This window comes from Massilia aerilata (genome assembly GCF_042656905.1).
Lineage (GTDB): Bacteria > Pseudomonadota > Gammaproteobacteria > Burkholderiales > Burkholderiaceae_D > Telluria > Telluria aerilata.
Genome location: NZ_JBHSMZ010000016.1, coordinates 120,787 through 141,162, shown reverse-complemented (window position 1 = coordinate 141,162; position 20,376 = coordinate 120,787). Strand labels below are relative to the sequence as shown.

Sequence of the window (20,376 nt, the reverse complement as noted above, 5' to 3'; positions counted from 1 at the left end):
CACCCCGTCCGCCTTGTCCGCCGGCGGCAACCGCAGAGGGAGGAATTTATGTCCGCTGCATGGGGTTTGACGTTGCACAGACCCAACGGTTGACAAATTAATGACAAAAATCTTCAGTGCACCATAACTGTGCATTATTTCCCGATATAAGCAGGATGTATATACATATGACGCAGTGCAATAAATACAAAACGCATGATGTCAATATGGGCTCGTATGTATTGACTTGATTCCATTGAGTTTTTTTGCTGCATGATGCTTTTTTGAGCAGCTTGTCACATTTGTATTGCTGCGCCACACAATTGTGCGTATGCCCTTGCATCGTCATGGTGCATGGATATCCGGTGTCCCTGGGGTGTGGAATGATGTCTTGGAGCAATTGACACTTGCAGAAACGTTATGTTCCTATGTGCGTACATATCCTTACCGAAATAAGGATACGGCTTCGCCTTTGGGTGAATAAAAGAGAAAAGTTAGTTTGCTTTGTAGTGTTTGGTGATTGAAACGTCATACCCAAAAATAGGAAATCACATGCTCAAGAAAACCGTTTTAGTTCACGCATTGACGCTCGCATTCAGCGGCGCTGCGTTGACCGTTGCCACGATGACCCCCGCGATGGCGCAGTCGAATGCCACCGGCGCCATCTACGGCCACGCTGGCAGCGACGTCAAGGTCGTCGTCGAAAACCCGGCAACCGGCCTGCGCCGCGTCCTGACGCCGGACTCGCAGGGCCGCTTCCAGGCGACCGCACTGCCGCCAGGCACCTACAAAGTTTCGCAGATGCGCGGTGACACCGTCGTCTCGTCGGTCGAAGTCGACGCCACCATCGGCGCGAACTCGGAAGCGATCTTCGCCCCGGCCGCCGGCATCCAGACCGTGCAGGTCACCGGCCAGCGCCGTACCATCGACGTCACCAGCACCAGCGGCGGCGCAACCTTCAATGCGCGCCAGCTGGCGGCACTGCCGGTCGCCCGCAACATCAACGCGATCATCCAGCTGGCCCCGAACACCACCCGCGTCGACACCCGCTTCACCGGCGGCTCGTCGATGGGCGGCGGCGCCGCATCGGAAAACTCGTACTACATCAACGGCTTCCCGGTCGTGAACCCGCTGACCGGCCTGGGTTCGGCCCAGCTGCCGTACGGCGCGATCGCCGAGGCGCAGGTGCTGACCGGCGGCTTCGGCGCCGAGTTCGGCCGTTCGATCGGTGGCGTGCTGAACATCATCACCAAGAGCGGTACCAACAGCTGGGAAGCGGGCGCGATCGCGACCTACCAGCCGAACAGCATGCGTGCGAGCGAAAAGAACATCTACTACGCGGACACCAAGCAGGCGTACAACGCGGCGACCAACGGCACCATCCGCTTCCGCCAGGACAACAACGAGCGCACCCAGTCGACCTACGGCGCCTACGTCGGCGGTCCGATCATCAAGGACAAGCTGTTCATGTTCGTGTCCGGCGAATACAACGAAGACAAGCGCGGCTACGACAACCTCGAGCGCGTGTCGGCTTCGGTAGGCACCAATGGCTGGCGTGACGACAAGAAGAAGATCAAGCGCTGGCTGGGCAAGTTGGACTGGAACATCACCGACGACCACCGCCTGGAATACACCAACATCGGCGACACGCCTGAGCGCCTGTACGCCGACCGCGGCTTCGACTTCGCGTCCGGCAATGCTGTCGGCCCGGTGGCGTCGCAGCAGACCCTGCGCAACATCGATGACAACGGCGCCGTCACCAACATGGCGAAGTACACGGGTAACATCACCCAGGACTTCACCATCACCGCGCTGTACGGCCGCTCGGTCTCGAAGCACGAGAACTCGTTCGTGGGCTACGATCCGACCGTGTTCTCGACGGTGTCGGATCCGTCGGTGCGCGCACCGGGCCTGACCTACACCAACCCGCAGATCCTGTCCGGTAACATCCTGGCGCCGGGTTCGAAAGACGTCGTCAAGAACCTGCGCCTGGACGGCGAATACCGCCTCGGCGCCCACACCCTGCGCGCCGGTGTCGACCAGTCGAAGATCGCCTCGATCGCAGCCGGTGTCTTCAAGGCCGGTGGCGGCACCTGGACCTACTACCGTACCGATACCCCGGGCACCCCGATCGGCGTGAGCGGCGGCACCGTGCCGGCGCCGGCCAGCGGCGGCGGCCTGGGTACCCAGGGCTACTACGTCGGCAAGGGCCTGTTCTCGACCGTGACCGACTCCTACGGCGAACAGAGCGCGCTGTACCTGGAAGACAAGTGGCAGGTCACCAAGGACGTGCTGCTGACCCTGGGCATCCGCGACGAATCGTTCAAGAACCAGAACGACTCGCACACCACCTTCCTGGAGATGAAGAACCAGATCAACCCGCGCCTGGCCGCGGCCTGGGACGTCAACGGCGACGCCAGCCTGAAGGTCTACGGTACCCTGGGCCGTTACTCGGTCCCGATCCCGACCCACATCTCGGTGCGCGGCGCCGGCCGTTCGACCTTCACCGAACAGTTCTACACCTACACCGGCGTGGACGCCAAGGGCGCGCCGACCGGCCTGGTGCAGCTGAGCCCGCCGCTCTCGGGTAACAACGAGTTCGGCCAGGACAAGGTCGTTGCAACCCTCGCCGCCCTGGACATGAAACCGTCCTACCAGGACGAGATCACCTTCGGCTTCGAGCGCGCCTGGTCGCCGCAACTGAACTTCGGCGCCAAGTTCACCTACCGCAAGCTGCAGTCGACCATCGACGACTTCTGCGACGTGCGTCCGTTCGAGAAATACGCGGCCGCCAACAACATCGCGATCACCAACCCGCTGTGGGGCAATACCTGCCAGACCTTCAACCCGGGTGAAGACAACGTCTTCCTGGTGGACTACACGGGCGACGCGTCGAAGCTGACCCGCGTTGCACTGACCGCCGCCCAGCAAGGCTTCGACAAGCCGAGCCGTACCTACGCGGCGGTCGACCTGTTCGCCGAGCATCCTTTCCGCAACGGCTGGTACGGCAAGGTGAACTACACCTGGTCGCGCAACCGCGGCAACACCGAAGGCCAGGTCCGTTCGGACAACGGCCAGGCGGACGTCGCCGTGACCTCGACCTGGGATTACCCGGAGCTGATGGTGGGCGGCTATGGCCTGCTGCCGAACGATCGTGAGCACCAGATCAAGGCCTACGGCTTCTACGAAGTCACCAAGGAGTGGATGACCGGCGCCAACTTCCTGGCTGCTTCGGGCCGTCCGCGTACCTGTATCGGTACCTCGGCACAGCCGGGCGACTCGCCGAACTACGCCAACCAGTCGTTCTGGTGCCTGGGTTCGGACGTTGCGCACAACACCATCCACCAGCGCGGCAGCCTCGGCCGCCTGCCTTGGGACATCAACCTGGACCTGAACGTGGCCTACAAGCCGTCGTTCCTGCCGGGCCTGATGGCGCGCGTCGACGTGTTCAACGTGACCAACAAGCAGACCGTGCAGAACGTGGAAGAGCGTTACAACAACGGTACTCGTATCCGCAGCACCTACGAAACCCCGCTGTCGTACACCTCGCCGCGTTCGGTTCGTCTGTCGGTTTCCTACGACAAGAAGTTCTGATCGTCGCTTAATTTAGCCGATCGAAACGCCCCGGTTCGCCGGGGCGTTTTTTTTACGCCTACGGAATCTGTTGTACGGCTCCAACATGATATCTGCATGAATTGTATATACCGGCCTATCCATTGTGTACTTACGCGCGTGGAAATGCGGCAGTTGCCGCAATGCGCCGCACCAATTTATTGCGCGGCGAGAAAGGCCGAGGGAGGGGAGGGAAGCTCTTTAACTTTTGCTAAGTTCTGCGAAAACCACGTGAACCGGCAAAAATTTGTTCGGCGAAACGAGTTTATGCCGCAAGCATATTGCGGCGCAGCATGCCCTGGAAGGCCCGATGCACCATGGTGGCACGTCGTTCAGAGGCGCGGCCGGCGCCGTGTTGATACATAAACCAAATTGACACCCAAAGAATACATATGCTTTTATTGCAAAACATTAACTTTGGCGGCAAGTAGTTCGGGCGTCCAATTTTGATAGATATAAATACACCTGTCAATACAATACGGGTCTAGGTGGTGATTTAAAAATGGACAGTCCAAAAAACGGTCCGAATCGAAAATAAGGGAATCACAATGTTGAAGAAATCAGTATTAGTTCACGCAATTGCGCTGGCTTTTGGAGGAGCGGCTTTGACCGTTGCTGTAGTCGAGCCGGCCATGGCGCAGTCGAACGCGTCGGGTTCAGTGTTCGGCAAGGTTGGCGCTGGCAGCGCCGACTCCGTTGTCCTGAAGAGCAATGACACGAACGCGACCCGTACGGCCACTGTCGATGCAAACGGCAGCTTCCGCGTAACCAGCCTGCCGATCGGCACCTATACCGTCACCCTGTCCAAGGGCGGCAACGCCATCGGCACCTCCCAGGTCGACGTGATTGCCGGCCAGGGAGTCGAAGCCTTCTTCGCCAACGCCGCCGTTCAGACCGTTCAGGTTAGCGGACGCCGTACCCGTATCGACGTGACCAACTCGGTCAACGGCGCCACCTTCACGGCCCGTGAACTGGACAAGCTGCCGATCGCCCGCAACGTCGACGCCATCATCCAGCTGGCCCCGAATACCACCCGCGGCGACCCGAGCTACCCGGCCGGCGCCAGCTTCGCCGGCGGCGCAGCCAGCGAGAACGCCTTCTACATCAACGGCATGACCGTTACCAACCCGCTGACCGGCATGGGCTCGATGGAGCTGCCCTTCGGCGCGATTGCCCAGGCCTCGATCCTGACCGGCGGCTATGGCGCCGAATTCGGCCGTTCGATCGGCGGTGTGGTCAACATCACCACCAAATCCGGTACCAACACCTGGGAAGCCGGCGCCTACGCGTCGATCGTGCCGAAGTCGACCCGCAGCAAGTACCGCGACCGCTACTACGCGAACACCGGCGCCTTCCCGGACACCGACGGCACCCTGTACATCCGCCGTTCGCAGAACGAGTCGGAACAGAAGCAGGTCTCGGCTTATGTCGGCGGCCCGCTGATCAAGGACACCCTGTTCGGCTTCATCTCGCTGGAGCAGACCAAGACCGATACCGGCCAGGTCGCGGGCGCCACCAGCGCCACCAACCTGGCAAGCTCGGGCTGGCTCGACACCGAGAGCAAGAACAAGCGCTACTACGGCAAGCTGGACTGGAACATCAGCGACAACCACCGCCTGGAATTCACCACCATCGGCGACCTGCCGACCTCGGACCAGCAGACCCGTTCCTACGACTACGCGACCGGCGCCGTCGGTTCGGCCGCCACCACGCAGACGCACCAGGAATTCGGCCCGTCCCAGGCCAACGGCGGCAAGTTCAACAGCCTGCGCTACATCGGCAACATCACCGAAGACCTGACCATCAACGGCCTGTACGGCAAGATGAAGTCGGAGCACGTGTACCAGCCGAACGGCTACGATCCGACCCTGGCCCAGGTGTCGGCCGCGGCGGCCAACCGCTATCCCGGCTTTAACTACACCAGCGGCCAGAAGGTCAGCGGCACCGTGCCGCTGAGCGGCGCGAGCGATGAAGTCGAATCGAAGCGCCTCGACCTGGAATACAAGCTGGGCAACCACACCATCCGTGGCGGCGTCGACAACAACAAGATCGTGACCAAGGACGCCGGCGTCGGCTATGCCGGCGGCAGCCTGTGGCAGTACCAGAAGACGACCAACGTGACCACGCCGCTGGTCGTGTCGGGCGGTACCCTGCCGCAGCCGCTGAACACCTACGGCGGTATCGCGGCCCAGGGTTACTATGTCCGCAACATCATTTACCAGACCTACTCGAACGCCTATGCCGGCCAGGATGCGCAGTACCTGGAAGACCGCTGGCAGGTGACCAAGGACGTGCTCTTGACCGCCGGCATTCGTCGCGAAGGCTTCTACAACGCCAACCAGGACGGCGCCAAGTACATCGAGATGAAGAACCAGTGGCTGCCGCGCCTGAACGTGGCCTGGGACGTCAACGGCGACAGCTCGCTGAAGGTCTACGGCAGCGCCGGCCGCTACACCGTGCCGATTCCGAGCCAGGTGGCTCTGCGCGGCGCCAACGGCTCGAAGTACACCTATGAGTACTTCACCTACACCGGCACCGATGCGAACGGCCTGCCGACCGGCACCAACCGCATCCTCGAACCGGTCTCGAGCAACAACGAGTTCGGCCAGGCCAAGGATCCGAAAACCGTCGCCGCGCAGGGCATGAAGCCGGCCTTCCAGGACGAGATCACGCTGGGCATGGACAAACAGCTGACCCCGGACTACATCGCCGGCGTGAAGTTCACCTACCGCAAGCTGCGCTCGACTATCGACGACATCTGCGATTCGCGTCCGTTCGATGCGTATGCAGAAGCCCACAATATCGACACCTCGAACTACGCCGGCTTCGGCTGCGCGACCTTCAATCCGGGTGAAGACAACGACTTCCTGGTCGACTTTGCAGGCAACAAGAACTACACCAATGTTCACCTGACCAAGGCCGAGCTGGGCTTCGACAAGCCGACCCGTACCTACGCGGCGCTGGACTTCAGCTTCGAGCACCCGTACCGCAACGGCTGGTGGGCGCGCCTGACCTACACCCTGTCGCGCAACAAGGGGAATACCGAGGGCCAGACCCTGTCGGATACCTCCACCGCGCAGACCGACATCGGCGCAACCCAGACCTGGGACTATCCGGAGCAGATGATCGGCGCCGATGGTCTGCTGCCGAACGACCGCACGCACCAGATCAAGGCCTTCGGTTTCTACGACATCACGCCTGAGTGGGGCGTCGGCGGCAACGTGCTGCTGGCATCGGGGCGTCCGCGCTCGTGCTTCGGTACCGATCCGCTTGGCCGCGGTCCGAACTACGGCGGCGCCGCGCACTACTGCTTCGGCGACATCGCCGACAACAACGTGCTGTCGGAGCGTGGTTCGCTGGGTCGTCTCCCTTGGGAAAAGACCCTCGACCTGAACCTGACCTACAAGCCGAAGTTCCTGCAAGGCCTGCAGCTGCGCATGGACGTGTATAACGTCTTCAACAGCCAGACCATCAGCAAGGTCAACGAGATCTACAACGGCGACACCGAGCGCCTGGCGACCTACGAAATGCCGATCGCCTTCAGCTCGCCGCGTTCGATGAAGTTCAGCGCCGAGTACAACTACAAGTTCAAGTAATTGTCTCCCTCGGGGTCAGAGCCCGGTTCATCCGGGTGGGCTCTGACCCCGACTGATCAAGCAAGGCCCACGGTTCGCCGTGGGCCTTTTTCATTCGCCGGACCAGACGGCGTTCAGCGTCGCCAGCGCCGCCAGCCCGGCGGTTTCGGTGCGCAGCACCCGCGGTCCCATCGACAGCGCCAGCGCGCCCTGGGCCAGCGCCGCTTCCTCTTCCGCCGCACTGAAACCGCCCTCCGGCCCGATCAGTAAGGTCACCGCCTGTGGCTGCGTGTTACGCGCCCAGCCGGCCAGCGATTGCGTTGCCCGTGGCGACAATAAAATCCGCGGCTGGTCCGAGGGCTGTGCGATGTAGCGGCTGAAATCCTGCAAGGGCGACAGAAGCGCCAGCCGGTTGCGCCCGCTCTGCTCGGACGCCGCCACGATCACGCCTTCCCAGTGCGCCTGGCGCTTCTCCGCGCGCTCGCCCGACAGCTTCACCACCGAACGCGCCGCCGCCAGCGGTTGCACTGCCGCCACGCCCAGTTCCACCGCTTTTTCGATGATCCAGTCCATCTTGCTCCCTTCGGGCAGGCCCTGGGCCAGGGTGACGGGGTAGGGGAGTTCGACGTCGGCGTCCTCGAAGGCGACGATATCGGCGCTGGCCCGGCGCTTGCCGATCTCGCGCAGGCGCGCGCGCGCCTGGCCGCCTTCGCCGTTGAACAGCACCACCTCGTCCCCCGCTTGCTGGCGCACGACGTGCAGGTGGTGGGCGACGGCTTCCGGCAGGTCGACGATGGCGCCGGGAATCAAGGGCTGGGGGCAGTAAAAGCGTGGCATGGATGGCAAGGACTCTATAGGACAGACCGGCATTTTAAAGCGCCGGCGCAACGGTCTGGTAAAATACTCGGTTAAGGCCCAGCGCCACCGCTTTTCCTATCCTCAGACTTACCACATCCAGATGAAACCAGTTCAAACCACCACCCTGATGGCCAACGCGATCCGCGCGCTGGCGATGGACGCTGTCCAGAAAGCCAATTCCGGCCACCCGGGCATGCCGATGGGCATGGCCGAGATCGCCGTCGCGCTGTGGGATGGCCACTATCGCCACAATCCGGCCAATCCGGGCTGGATGAACCGCGACCGCTTCCTGCTCTCGAACGGGCACGGCTCGATGCTGCATTACTCGCTGCTGCACCTGTCGGGCTACGACCTGTCGATGGACGACCTGCGCAGCTTCCGCCAGATGCACTCGAAGACCCCGGGCCACCCGGAAGTGCACATCACGCCGGGCGTGGAAACCACCACCGGCCCGCTGGGCCAGGGCATCGCCAATTCGGTGGGCATGGCGCTGGCCGAGTGGCTGCTGGCGAAGGAATTCAACCGCCCGGGCTTCGACATCGTCGACCACCACACCTACGCCTTCCTGGGCGACGGCTGCCTGATGGAAGGCATCTCGCACGAAGTGGCTTCGCTGGCCGGCACCCTGCGCCTGAACAAGCTGATCTGGCTGTACGACGACAACGGCATCTCGATCGACGGTAAGGTCGAAGGCTGGTTCACCGACAACACCCCGCAGCGCTTCGCCGCCTACGGCTGGAACGTGATCCCGGACGTCGACGGCCACAGCGTCGAAGCCGTCGATGCGGCGATCGCCCAGGCGAAAACCTCGGACCGCCCGACCCTGATCTGCTGCAAGACCATCATCGGCAAGGGCTCGCCGAACCTGCAGGGCGGCGACAAGGTGCATGGCGCCGCGCTGGGCGAGAAGGAAGTCGCGGCGGTGCGCGAACACCTGATCTGGGATGCGATCCCGTTCGACATCCCGGCCCCGATCTACGAAGCCTGGGACCACAAGCAGAAGGGCGCGGAAGACGAAGCCGCATGGAACAAGCTGTTCGACGGCTACCGCGCGCAGTTCCCGGAACTGGCCTCGGAATTCGAGCGCCGCATGAAGGGCGAGCTGCCGGGCAAGTTCGAAGAGACCCTGGCCGCCGCCGTTGCCGCCACCGTCGAGAAGAAAGAAACCATCGCCACCCGCAAGGCCAGCCAGAACGCGATCCAGGCCCTGGCCGGCGTGCTGCCGGAATTCCTGGGCGGCTCGGCCGACCTGACCGGCTCGAACCTGACCAACTGGAAGGAATCGATCGCGGTGCGTTCGGGCGTCCCGGGCAACCACATCAACTACGGCGTGCGCGAGTTCGGCATGGCCGCCATGATGAACGGCATCGCCCTGCACGGCGGCTACATCCCGTTCGGCGCCACCTTCCTGACCTTCTCGGACTATAGCCGCAACGCGCTGCGCATGGCTGCCCTGATGAAGATCCGCTCGCTGTTCGTGTTCACCCACGACTCGATCGGCCTGGGCGAAGACGGCCCGACCCACCAGTCGGTCGAACACGTGTCCTCGCTGCGCCTGATCCCGAACCTGGACAACTGGCGTCCGTGCGACACCACCGAATCGATGGTGGCCTGGGGCGAAGCCCTGAAGCGCACCGACGGCCCGGCGACCCTGATCTTCTCGCGCCAGAACCTGCCCTACATGGAGCGTGACGCCGCCACCGTCGCCGCCATCGCCAAGGGCGGCTACATCCTGCGCGACGCCGACAATCCGCGCGCGGTGCTGATCGCCACCGGTTCGGAAGTCGAACTGGCCGTGAACGCCGCCGCCACCCTGGCCGGCCAGGGCATCGCCGTGCGCGTGGTGTCGATGCCGTCGACTGACGTGTTCGACCGCCAGGAGGCGAGCTATAAAGCTTCAGTGCTGGGCAAGGGAATTCCTCGTGTGGCCATCGAAGCCGGCGTGACCGACTTCTGGTACAAGTACGTCGGCCTGGAAGGCGCCGTGGTCGGTATCGACACCTTCGGCGAATCGGCCCCGGCGCCGGTGCTGTTCAAGCACTTCGGCTTCACGGTCGACAACGTCGTGGGCAAATTGAAATCCGTGCTGGTCTGACGATTTGAATTAAAAGATTTTTTTTCAATCAGGAGTAGACAATGACGATCAAGGTAGCAATCAATGGCTATGGCCGCATCGGCCGCAACGTGCTGCGTGCTTTCTATGAAGGCGGCAAGAAGCAGGACATTCAGATCGTGGCGATCAACGATCTCGGCAACGCCGAGCACAACGCCCACCTGACCCGCTACGACACCACCCACGGCAAGTTCCCGGGCACCGTCGTGGTCGAAGGCGATACCATGATCGTCAATGGCGACAGCATCCGCGTGTTCGCACAGCGCAATCCGGCCGAAATCCCGTGGGGCGAGCTAGGCGTGGACGTGGTGCTGGAGTGCACCGGCTTCTTCACCACCAAGGAAAAGGCCTCGGCCCACCTGAAGGGCGGCGCCAAGAAAGTCATCATCTCGGCCCCGGGCGGCAAGGACGTCGACGCCACCATCGTCTTCGGCGTCAACCAGGACGTGCTGAAGTCCACCGACACCGTGATCTCGAACGCTTCCTGCACCACCAACTGCCTGGCCCCGCTGGTCAAGCCGCTGCACGATGCGATCGGCCTGGAAACCGGCCTGATGACCACCGTGCACGCCTACACCAACGACCAGGTGCTGACCGACGTGATGCACGAAGACCTGCGCCGCGCCCGTTCGGCCACCCAGTCGATGATCCCGACCAAGACCGGCGCCGCCGCCGCGGTCGGCCTGGTGCTGCCGGAACTGAACGGCAAGCTGGATGGCTATGCGATCCGCGTCCCGACCATCAATGTCTCGATCGTCGACCTGTCCTTCATCGCCAAGCGCGACACGACGGTCGAAGAGATCAACAAGATCATGAAGGACGCCTCGGAAGGCGCGTTGAAGGGCATCCTGACCTACAACACCGAGCCGCTGGTGTCGGTCGACTTCAACCACAACCCGGCATCGTCGAACTTCGACGCGACCCTGACCAAGGTCTCGGGCCGCCTGGTGAAGGTCTCGTCCTGGTACGACAACGAGTGGGGCTTCAGCAACCGCATGCTGGACACCACCGTGGCGCTGATGAACGCGAAATAATCGCTGCCTGAAGCGGCTGCGTCTTAAAAACGCCCCTGGACCACGAAATGGTCCAGGGGCGTTGCTTTTATGCTCTGCGTCAACACTGAATTAGTAAAGATGTGTTTCAGAAATACAACGAAAAGAATCGTTGTGTATCAAAAGACTACAAATTGCTACAAAAAATAATTTTCCTCGGCGACACTCTAGCTGTGCATACATGCCTTGCACATAACAACTAGAAGCCGAGGGATTAACTTGAACAAGCAACTGATACTGAAGCGTAGCGTCCTCGCCGTGGCGATGGCGCTTGGCGGCACCTCCATCGTGTTCGCCCAGACTGTAAGTGGTGATAGCGGTACGACTACCGAGACCACGACCGGCAGCCATATCCAGAAGGTCGTCGTCACCGGCTCGAACATCAAGCGCGCCGATACGGAAGCCTCTTCGCCGATCAGCGTCATGACGGCCCAGGACATCAAGAACACCGGCGCCGCTTCGGTGTCCGATCTGATGAAGTTCATTCCGTCGATGGGCACCGATGGCGCCCAGGACTTCCAGAGCGGTTCCGGCTTCGCCAAGGGCGTGGCCACCGCCTCGCTGCGCGGCCTGGGCTCGTCCTCGACCCTGGTCCTGCTGAACGGCCGCCGCATCACCCCGGCGCCGTATGCCGACCCGAACAATGGCAACTCGGTGCTGTACGACCTGAACTCGATTCCGGTTTCCGCCATCGAGCGCGTCGAGGTGCTGCAGGACGGCGCATCGGCCGTGTACGGCTCCGACGCGATCGCCGGCGTCATCAACTTCATCCTGAAGCAGAACTACGAAGGCGCGGAAGTCGCGGCGCGCTACAGCGGCAACGACAACAACCGCTTCCGCCGCAAGGGCTTCAACGGCATCTTCGGCAAGGGCAACCTGGATACCGACGGCTACAACTTCATGATCACCGCTGACATCAATCAGCGCGATCGCACCACCCGCCGCGAAGCCACCGACGTCGAATACGATCAGCTGCGCATCCTGAACGGCCGCTTCGCCTCGCCCTACGCCAGCTCGACCTCGCAATACCCGACTTTCTTCCGCGAAACGAAGTCGGGCTCGAAGAACTTCGGCGTGACCCAGGCCAATGCGCCGACCAACATGAAGTTCACGGTGGGTTGCCCGGCCAGCGAGCAGATCACCGGCAGCACCGCGATCGGCCTGCTGCCGACCAGCACCCTGATCGGCCGCACCTTCTGTAACTACGACAACACACCCTTCCTGGAAGCCCAGGGTTACGGCCGCGATGCGAACATCATCTCGCACGGCGAACTCAAGCTGGGTCAGAGCGTGACCGGCTTCGCCGACGTCGCCTACTCGCGTTCGATTCGCGAATACACCGGCGAGCCGATCGCCATCGGTACTGGCGTCACGTCCAACTGGACCGCCAACGGCCCGGCGCCGACCTACCAGACCATCCTGCCGATCGGCCATCCGGACAATCCGTTCACCGATGCGCGCGCCTCGATCCAGTACCGCTTCACCAACCTGCGTGGCGGCTCCTCGGTCCTGAACGAAGGCAAGCGCCTGCTGGCCGGCGTGAAGGGCACTCACATGGGCTGGGATTGGGAATCCGCGCTGCTGTGGAACCGCGCCGAGAACGAGACCACCAGCTACGGCCGCCTCTTCCTGCCGACCCTGAGCAAGATCAACGCTGGCGCATCGATCGCGTCGGTGGCGGCCGACCCGACCATCGGGCATGACGTGCTGACCACGAACATGTCGCAGATCACCCAGTGGGATGCCAAGGCGAGCCGCGAGTTCGGCCAGCTGGCCGGTGGCGCGATCGGCTTCGCCGCCGGCGTCGAGCTGCGCAAGGAAAAGATCGGCCTGACCCCGGATCCGCTGGTGGCTTCCGGCCAGATCTTCGGCCTGGCCAACACCATCCTGAACAGCGAACGTAACGTCAAATCGGCCTTCGTCGAAGCGCGCCTGCCGGTCCTCAAGAACCTCGAGTTCGACTTTGCCGGCCGCGCCGACAAATACCCGAACCTGAAGACCAACTATGTGCCCAAAGTGGGCGGCAAGTGGACCGTCACCGACACCTTCGCGATCCGCGGCACGTACGCGGAAGGCTTCCGCGCACCGTCGCTGAGCCAGATCGTTCCGGGCGGCGCCCAGTTCTTCCTGAACGGCACCTGGGATCCGAAGCGTTGTAACGAGGACGAGATCACCCCGAAGCCGAACGGCACCACTGCCGACTGCGCCAAGAGCGTGGGCGGCTCCGGCGGCTTCAACCCGGACCTGAAACCGGAAACCTCGAAGAGCTACAACCTGGGCTTCATCTGGTCGCCGAGCAGCAAGTTCGACGTGTCGGTGGACTTCTACCGCATCAAGCGCGAGAACGAAATCGTGCTGGGCAGCTCGTATGACGCACTGAAGAATGAAGACCGCGTTCCGGGCAACGTCGTGCGCGACACCAACCCGGTCAACTTCATCACCGACGCCAGCGGCAAGCCGATCCCGGGCACCGGTCCGCTGATCATGCTGTTCCTGCCGTGGCAGAACCAGGGCCTGACCGAACTGCGCGGCGCCGACATCGAAGCCCACCACCGCCTGAATCTGGGCCAGTGGGGTTCGCTGTCGACCACCCTGCGTTCGTCGTATGTGGACACGCTGTACATCCAGACCTTCGCCGGCGACCCGATGCACAACCTGGCAGGTTCGTACCCGAGCGTCCGCGACTGGGCCCTGTCGAGCGGCAGCCCAACCCCGCGCTGGAAGAGCAACATCTCGACCACCTGGCGCTACGCCGACCACGCGGTCAACCTGAACGCCAACTACATCGGCAAGGTGTCCCGCCTGCGTATCTGGGAAGGTGAAACCACCTATCCGCAGCCGTACTGCCAGTACAGCACCCAGGGCAGCAACACCATTCCGCTGTACACGACGTACTACCCGCGTTGCGAAGTCAAGGAATGGGTGACCTTCGGCCTGGGCTATACCTACACCGGCCTCAAGAACTGGACCATGAGCGTCAACATCCAGAACCTGCTGGACGAGAAGGCGCCTTACGATCCGGGTTACACTGCTTCGGGCTACAACGAAACCCTGCACAACCCGTACGGCCGTTACTTCACCCTGAACGCACGCTACACGTTCAAGTAATCGCTGTGTCGTCCGCCGCCCGGTTCGCCGGGCGGATGGTAAAAAGCCCGCGGATTCGCATCCGCGGGCTTTTTTTCATGCCGCCTGCCTTACTTCGCAGCGGAACCGATATTGCGCTCGATGAAGTTCATGACCGCCTCGCCCCACTTGATGTTGTTGCTTTCCTTGGCCCAGCCGTGGCCTTCGCCGGTCATCACCATCCACTCGACGCTGTTGCCCTGCTTGAGCAGCAGGTCGCGCATGCGTTCGCCGTGGATCAGCGGCACCCGCACGTCTTCGCTGCCGTAGGCCATCAGCACCGGCGCCTTGATCCTGCCGACGTTTTCCAGTGCCGACCTCGACTTCATGTAAGCCTGGTCGGTCTTCGGATCGCCGTGCATGCGCACCCCCAGGTCGTCCATGATCGGGCTGTTGCTGGTGTCCGACCAGCTCACCGAGAACAGCAGGTTGATGTCGGTGACGCCGACGAAGTTCACGCCGCATTTGTACAGGTCCGGGTCTTTCGCCAGGCCGTACATGGTGGCATAGCCGCCGTAGCTGGCGCCCATGATGCAGACGCGCTTGGGATCGACCACGCCCTGCTTGACCAGCGCCGCCACGCCATCGGTGATGTCGTCCTGCATCGCCATGCCCCACTGCTTCCAGCCGGCCGTATGGTGCTTCCAGCCGAAGCCGGTCGACATGCGGAACTGCGGCTGCAGCACCGCATAGCCGCGCGAGGCCAGCATCTGCGCCAGCGGCTCGTAGCCCGGCTGGTCGCGCGCGTGCGGGCCGCCGTGGATGTAGGCCACCAGCGGCAGCGCCTTGGCCGGACGGTCGACCGGCAAGGTCAGGTAGGCCGGAATGTCGAGTCCGTCGCGCGCCGCGTAGTTGATCACGGTCTGGGGCGCCAGTTTCTTGTTGTCGAACTGGGGCCGCATGCTGAATACCGGCTCCAGCACTTTTTTCTCGGTATCGAAGAAATAGATCTGGCCAGGGTTGGTAGCGCTGTGCGCCACCGCCACCACGTGATCGCCGCGCCAGGAGAAGCTGACCTGCTGGCCGGGCAGGCTGGCGTCGAGCGTGGCCTGCATCTTCGCGTAGTCTTCGTCGAAGTAGTACAGCTCATCGACCATGCTCTGGAAGGCGACGCCGACGAGCTTCCGGCGCTGCTCGTCGAACAGCAGGTTGCCGTTGATGTCGGCTTGCGGATGCTCGGCGATCATCTCGCCGGGTTTGTTGTTGGCGAAATCCCAGACGAACACCGCCATCTTGTCGCGCCCGTTGAAACGGCCGGCCACCAGCAGGGTCTTGTTGTCGAAATCGAAGCCCAGCGGATCCATGTCCTTGCCTTCGTCGATGTAGGCCGAATAGATCGGTTTCCACGGCGAGTTCTCGCCATCGCGGTAGAACACGGTCTGGCGGATGCGTTTGGTACCTGCTTCGACGTCCATCGAGGAGCCGACACGGACCACGTTGGCGTGGTCCAGCAGCCAGCCGTTCACCTTGCCCGGATTGTCGAAGGTGAGCAGGGTGCGGCGGCCGGTGGTGGTGTCGAGGCGGAACACGTCGCTGGCGCCGAGCGCGGCATCGCGGCCGCGCGCATTGTCGACCACGAACAGGTCGTTGCTGTCGCCGCCTGCGCGCTTGAGCACGCTGACCGGCTTGAACGCCACATTGCTGGCGCGCGCTTCCTGGATGCTGGCGCTCAGCTTGCGGAAGTTGGCGCCGTCGCGGTCGACCGCGTACAGGCCGCCGCCGCCGTCGTTCTTCTCCAGCGTTTCGTCGCTGCCTTTGGTGATGCCGAACACCAGGCGCTTGTTGTTGACCCACATGGGGGCGCTGATGTTCCAGTCGGGATCGGACGCGACCACCTTGGGTTGGCGCGTCTCGAGGTCGATCACGGCCAGCACGAAGCGGCCGTTACGTGGCGTTAGCACCGCCATGTTCTTGCCGTCGGGCGACAGGATGGGCAGGCCGCCAAACTGGGGTTTCTTGAAGAAATCGGCGATCGGGATCTGGCGCTCGGCATTGACGTTGACGGTCGGGGTCGAGCCGTCGGCGGCGGAGACGCTCAGGGCCGGACCGAGCAGGGCTGCGGCCAGCAGCGCGGGGATGAGTTTCTGTTTCAAAATACGTTCTCGCAAATCTTGTACATGGTCGAAAAAAGAAGCGCCGTAACCCGGAAGGTTGCGGCGCTTCTCATACTTCAGTCAGCTATTCAAGCCAGTTCGATTACTTGAAGCTGTAATCCGCGCTGACCTGGAAGTAGCGGCCCATCGGGTTGTGCAGCGCCTGGTAGAAGCCCAGGCCGCTCGACGGGTTGAACGGCGGCTTGCGGTCGAAGGCGTTCTGGATCGCGAAGCCCAGCTTCAGGTCCTTCATGCCGAGCAGGCCCTTGTAGCTGCCGCCCAGGTTGAAGACGGTGAACGACGGAATGTCGTGCTTGCACAGCTCGCCGTAGCCTTCGGTTTCGTACACGCAATCGGTGGTGTAGTCGCCGACCGGCGCCATGTGGCCGACCATGACCGCGTCGGCCGACAGCTGCCATGCCGCTTTCTTCCATGCCACGCCCAAGGTGGCCTGGACGCGCGGGGTGCCGCGGGTGCCGATGTACTCGATCTGCGCGTCGTCCGGCGACGGTGCGTTCTTGTACGAGCTCATGTACTGAACCTGCAGGCGCGGCTCCAGGCGGCCCCATTCGCCGAAGTTGAACTTGCCGCGCAGGTCGACGTCGATACCGCGCACGTCGGTCACCGCCACGTTGGTCAGCAGCAGCTTGACCAGCGTGATTTCGCCGGCGGTCGCGCCCAGGGCCTTGTCGGCGTCGGTCAGCGGATCGCGCACGATCACTGCCGCCGGGTTGTTGGCGTAACGGGTCGGATCTTCGAGCACGCGGGTCAGGTCGTAGGTGCCGATCTCGTTGTCGCGGCGGATGCGCCATGCGTCGACGGTGGCCACCAGCCAGCTGGTCGGCTCCATCGCCAGGCCCAGGGTGTAGCTCTTGGCCGTTTCAGGCGCCAGCGCCGGGTTGGCGCCGCTGTCGTACGCGCTGCTCCAGCTGCAACCATCCTTGAAGCTGGCGTTGCAGCGTGCCGGATCGCGGAAGCCGTTCAGGAAGGCGTGACGCACGTCGCTCGAGTTTTCCACCAGGGTCGGGGCACGGAAGCCTTCGGCATAGGTGCCGCGCACGACCAGGCGTGGCGAGACGGTCCACTTCACGCCGATCTTCGGCGTGGTCGAGGTGCCGTAGTCGGAGTAACGGTCGTGACGCACGGCCAGTTGGGCTTCCACGCTCTTCAGGACCGGCACGGTCGCTTCGGCGTAGACCGATTTGATGGTGCGGCTGTTGGTATAGCCCGGAGGGCTCTGGGCCAGGTGATACAGCTCGCCTTCGACCGAGAGCGGATCCGGGTTGGTCGTCAGCTTTTCGCGGCGCGCTTCGACACCGGCGGCGATGCCGACGGCGCCCGCCGGCAGCTTGAACAGTTCGCCGGACACCTTGCCGTCGATCTGGTACAGCGACGACTTGAAGCCATCGACCGAGTCCGTCATGATCGAGCTCAGCACGTTGCTGTTGCCGGCGGCGTTGCCGAAGATGAACTTGCCGCTGTTGTAAGCATCGAGGAAGGGCGTCGTCAGCAGGCCGCTGGTGTTGTGCGACTCGACCTTGCTGGTGCTCGCCATGGCGGCGGTTTCCCAGTCCCAGTTGCCGAACGTACCTTTTACGCCGGCGAGGTAGCGGGCGAAGTCGGTGGTGTTGTCCTGGCCCTGGCCCGGCAGGTCCTTCAGGCTGGCGCGCACGCGCACGGTGCCGTTGCCGCCGGCGAGGGTCTTGCCATCCGGGCCGATCAGGTCTTGCGGGTACTGCGGCGAGCTGATCGGCAGTGCGCCGGTCGGCTGGCCGTTCTGGCCGGCCACCCAGTGGTACAGGCCGGTGACGCGCGCCTTGTTCTGGTGCGCGATCACTTCGCCGAAGGCGGTCGTGTTCGAATTGATCTGCCAGGTGCCGCGGCTGGTCAGGCCGATACGGTCGGTCTTGCCGCCCGAGTTGTAGTCGCCGTCGGCCAGGTCGTCGAACACGCAGACGGTGCCTTCGGTGCCGGCGCCGAACTGGACGCTGGCCGGAACCTGGCGGCTGGCCGGGCAGTTGCCGTCCAGCGAGCGGGCCACGAACTTGCCGGTCTTCTTGTCGGTCCAGTAGATGTTGCCCGGATAGGTGTACAGGCTGCGGTTGTCCTTGTAGCCCCACTGGGTCCAGTTCTGGGTGCTGATGTAGTCGTCGCGCTTGCTCAGGAACATCGGCTTGCGCTGGCGCAGGTCCAGGGTCGCGTACACGTTGTAGTGGTTGTCGACCAGGCTGCCGAAGCCGGCGCTCAGGGTGCTGCGCAGCTGGCGGCCGTCGTGGCGCGAGGATTGACCCGCCGAGCCGCCGATCTCCACGCCCTGGAAGCTGTCGCGCATGATGATGTTGACCACGCCGGCAATCGCTTCCGAACCGTAGATCGCCGAGGCGCCGTCCTTCAGCACTTCGATGCGCTCGACGGCGCCGATCGGGATCGAGTTCAGGTCGACGAAGGTGGTCTGGAATTCAGGCTGGGCATACGGCGCCAGGCGGCGGCCGTTGATCAGCATCAGGGTGGCCTGGCTGCCGATGCCGCGCAGGTTCAGGCTCGACGCGCCGGCCGAGAAGCCGTTGGTGCGGTCTTCGTTGATGCCGCCCACGTTGGCCGAAATCGTCTTCAGCACTTCGGTCAGCGAGGTGGCACCGCCACGGACCATTTCGTCACGGGTAATGACCTGGACCGGGGAGGCGGTTTCCGCATTGATGCGGCGGATGTTCGAGCCGGTCACGTACACGCGGGCGACGGGCTTGCCTTCGGCATCGGTGGCGGTGTTCGGATTCGCGGCCGAGACCGGCGCTTCCTGTGCATGAACGAACGCCGGGACGAGGCTCGAACCGGCGGCGATGGTCATCGCGACTGCGATGACGCTTTTTTTGAGTACTAGAGCTTGTTTCAAGTTTTCTCCGTAATGCTGGACTAAGCAGTTCTTGTTTTACCCATCCATTGTGTGGATGGAATAACAAGTCTCGCAGAAAGACGTCTTGCATCAAAGAAAACTTGCGTAGAAACAAGCACAACAATATTCGTTGTTGTTTTTATACAGCAATGTGACAACGAAAATTGTCTTTTGTTACTCTGCGTTACTTTACGTTACAGAAGAACGGAGAAAACAGGCGCTTCAGCGCTGCTTGGGCCAGGGCGTCAGGATCTCGAAACCGTCCCTGGTGACGGCAATCATGTGCTCCCACTGCGCCGACAGCGACTTGTCGGCCGTGACCACGGTCCAGCCGTCGTCGAGCTGCTCGACATCCGGCTCGCCCATGTTCAGCATCGGCTCGACGGTGAAGGTCATGCCTTCCTTCAGCAGCAGGCCGGTGTTCGGGCGGCCGTAGTGCAGCACCTGCGGGTCTTCGTGATAGACGCGGCCGATGCCGTGGCCGCAGTATTCGCGCACCACCGAGTAGCCGTTCTTCTCGGCCAGGACCTGGATCGCATTGCCGACGTCGCCCAGGCGCGCGCCCGGCTTGACGGTGCGGATGCCGGCCATCATGGCGTCGAAAGTGACCTCGACCAGGCGCTTCGCCTCGGGGGCCGGCGTGCCGGCGAAGTACATGCGGCTGGTGTCGCCGTGCCAGCCGTCCTTGATCACGGTGACGTCGATGTTGATGATGTCGCCGTCCTTCAGCACTTCCTTCTCGCTCGGAATGCCGTGGCAGACCACGCCGTTCACCGAGGTGCACAGGGTTTTCGGAAAGCCGTGGTAGCCGACGTTGGCCGGGGTCGCCTTCTGCACCTTGCGGATGTACTCGTTGCAGCGCCGGTCCAGTTCCTCGGTCGAGACGCCGGGCTTGACGTGTTCCGCGATCATTTCCAGCACCTCGGCGGCCAGGCGGCCGGCCACGCGCATCTTGGCGATGTCCTTGTCGTTCTTGAGTTTGATGACCATGTATATATTAGTGTGATGGCCGGGCCAGGCGCCGGCATGCCGCTATGATAACCGGAATAAAAAAAGCGCCGGGCATGCCCGGCGCTTT

The 20,376-nt window shown here is 62.8% G+C and carries 9 protein-coding genes; 5 read left to right on the top strand and 4 right to left on the bottom strand.

Going from position 1 to position 20,376, the window contains the following annotated elements:
- Positions 1 to 531 precede the first annotated feature (531 nt).
- Positions 532 to 3,573 (top strand): TonB-dependent receptor, encoded by a 3,042-nt coding sequence (locus ACFPO9_RS20075; protein WP_379773997.1) that lies wholly within the window; start codon positions 532 to 534, stop codon positions 3,571 to 3,573.
- A gap of 623 nt (positions 3,574 to 4,196) precedes the next feature.
- Positions 4,197 to 7,187 carry a TonB-dependent receptor gene (locus ACFPO9_RS20070; RefSeq protein ID WP_379773994.1) on the top strand — a complete coding sequence of 997 codons (2,991 nt, stop codon included), beginning with the start codon at positions 4,197 to 4,199 and terminating at the stop codon, positions 7,185 to 7,187.
- A 90-nt stretch (positions 7,188 to 7,277) separates the two neighbouring features.
- On the opposite strand, the gene ACFPO9_RS20065 is transcribed toward ACFPO9_RS20070, so the two are convergent.
- Complete coding sequence (locus tag ACFPO9_RS20065; RefSeq protein WP_379773992.1) at positions 7,278 to 8,003, bottom strand: 16S rRNA (uracil(1498)-N(3))-methyltransferase; 726 nt, start codon at positions 8,001 to 8,003, stop codon at positions 7,278 to 7,280.
- A 121-nt stretch (positions 8,004 to 8,124) separates the two neighbouring features.
- Here ACFPO9_RS20065 and tkt point away from each other — a divergent pair, with 121 nt between their 5' ends.
- The 3 genes from tkt (at position 8,125) to ACFPO9_RS20050 (ending at position 14,297) form a co-directional block, all read left to right on the top strand.
- Positions 8,125 to 10,119 (top strand): transketolase, encoded by a 1,995-nt coding sequence (tkt, locus tag ACFPO9_RS20060; RefSeq protein WP_379773990.1) that lies wholly within the window; start codon positions 8,125 to 8,127, stop codon positions 10,117 to 10,119.
- 41 nt (positions 10,120 to 10,160) lie between these two features.
- Positions 10,161 to 11,171, top strand: a complete 1,011-nt coding sequence (gap, locus tag ACFPO9_RS20055; RefSeq protein WP_379773988.1) for a type I glyceraldehyde-3-phosphate dehydrogenase — start codon at positions 10,161 to 10,163, stop codon at positions 11,169 to 11,171.
- A 237-nt stretch (positions 11,172 to 11,408) separates the two neighbouring features.
- A complete protein-coding gene (locus ACFPO9_RS20050) occupies positions 11,409 to 14,297 on the top strand; it encodes a TonB-dependent receptor domain-containing protein (RefSeq protein WP_379773985.1) in 2,889 nt (962 codons plus the stop codon).
- An 89-nt stretch (positions 14,298 to 14,386) separates the two neighbouring features.
- On the opposite strand, the gene ACFPO9_RS20045 is transcribed toward ACFPO9_RS20050, so the two are convergent.
- From ACFPO9_RS20045 to map, 3 genes are all read right to left on the bottom strand, one after another.
- Complete coding sequence (locus tag ACFPO9_RS20045; RefSeq protein ID WP_379773982.1) at positions 14,387 to 16,408, bottom strand: S9 family peptidase; 2,022 nt, start codon at positions 16,406 to 16,408, stop codon at positions 14,387 to 14,389.
- A 103-nt stretch (positions 16,409 to 16,511) separates the two neighbouring features.
- Positions 16,512 to 19,298 carry a TonB-dependent receptor gene (locus ACFPO9_RS20040; RefSeq protein ID WP_379773979.1) on the bottom strand — a complete coding sequence of 929 codons (2,787 nt, stop codon included), beginning with the start codon at positions 19,296 to 19,298 and terminating at the stop codon, positions 16,512 to 16,514.
- Between the two features lie 222 nt (positions 19,299 to 19,520).
- Positions 19,521 to 20,288: a type I methionyl aminopeptidase gene (gene map, locus ACFPO9_RS20035; RefSeq protein ID WP_379773976.1), complete on the bottom strand. Its 768-nt coding sequence runs from the start codon at positions 20,286 to 20,288 to the stop codon at positions 19,521 to 19,523.
- Positions 20,289 to 20,376 lie beyond the last annotated feature (88 nt).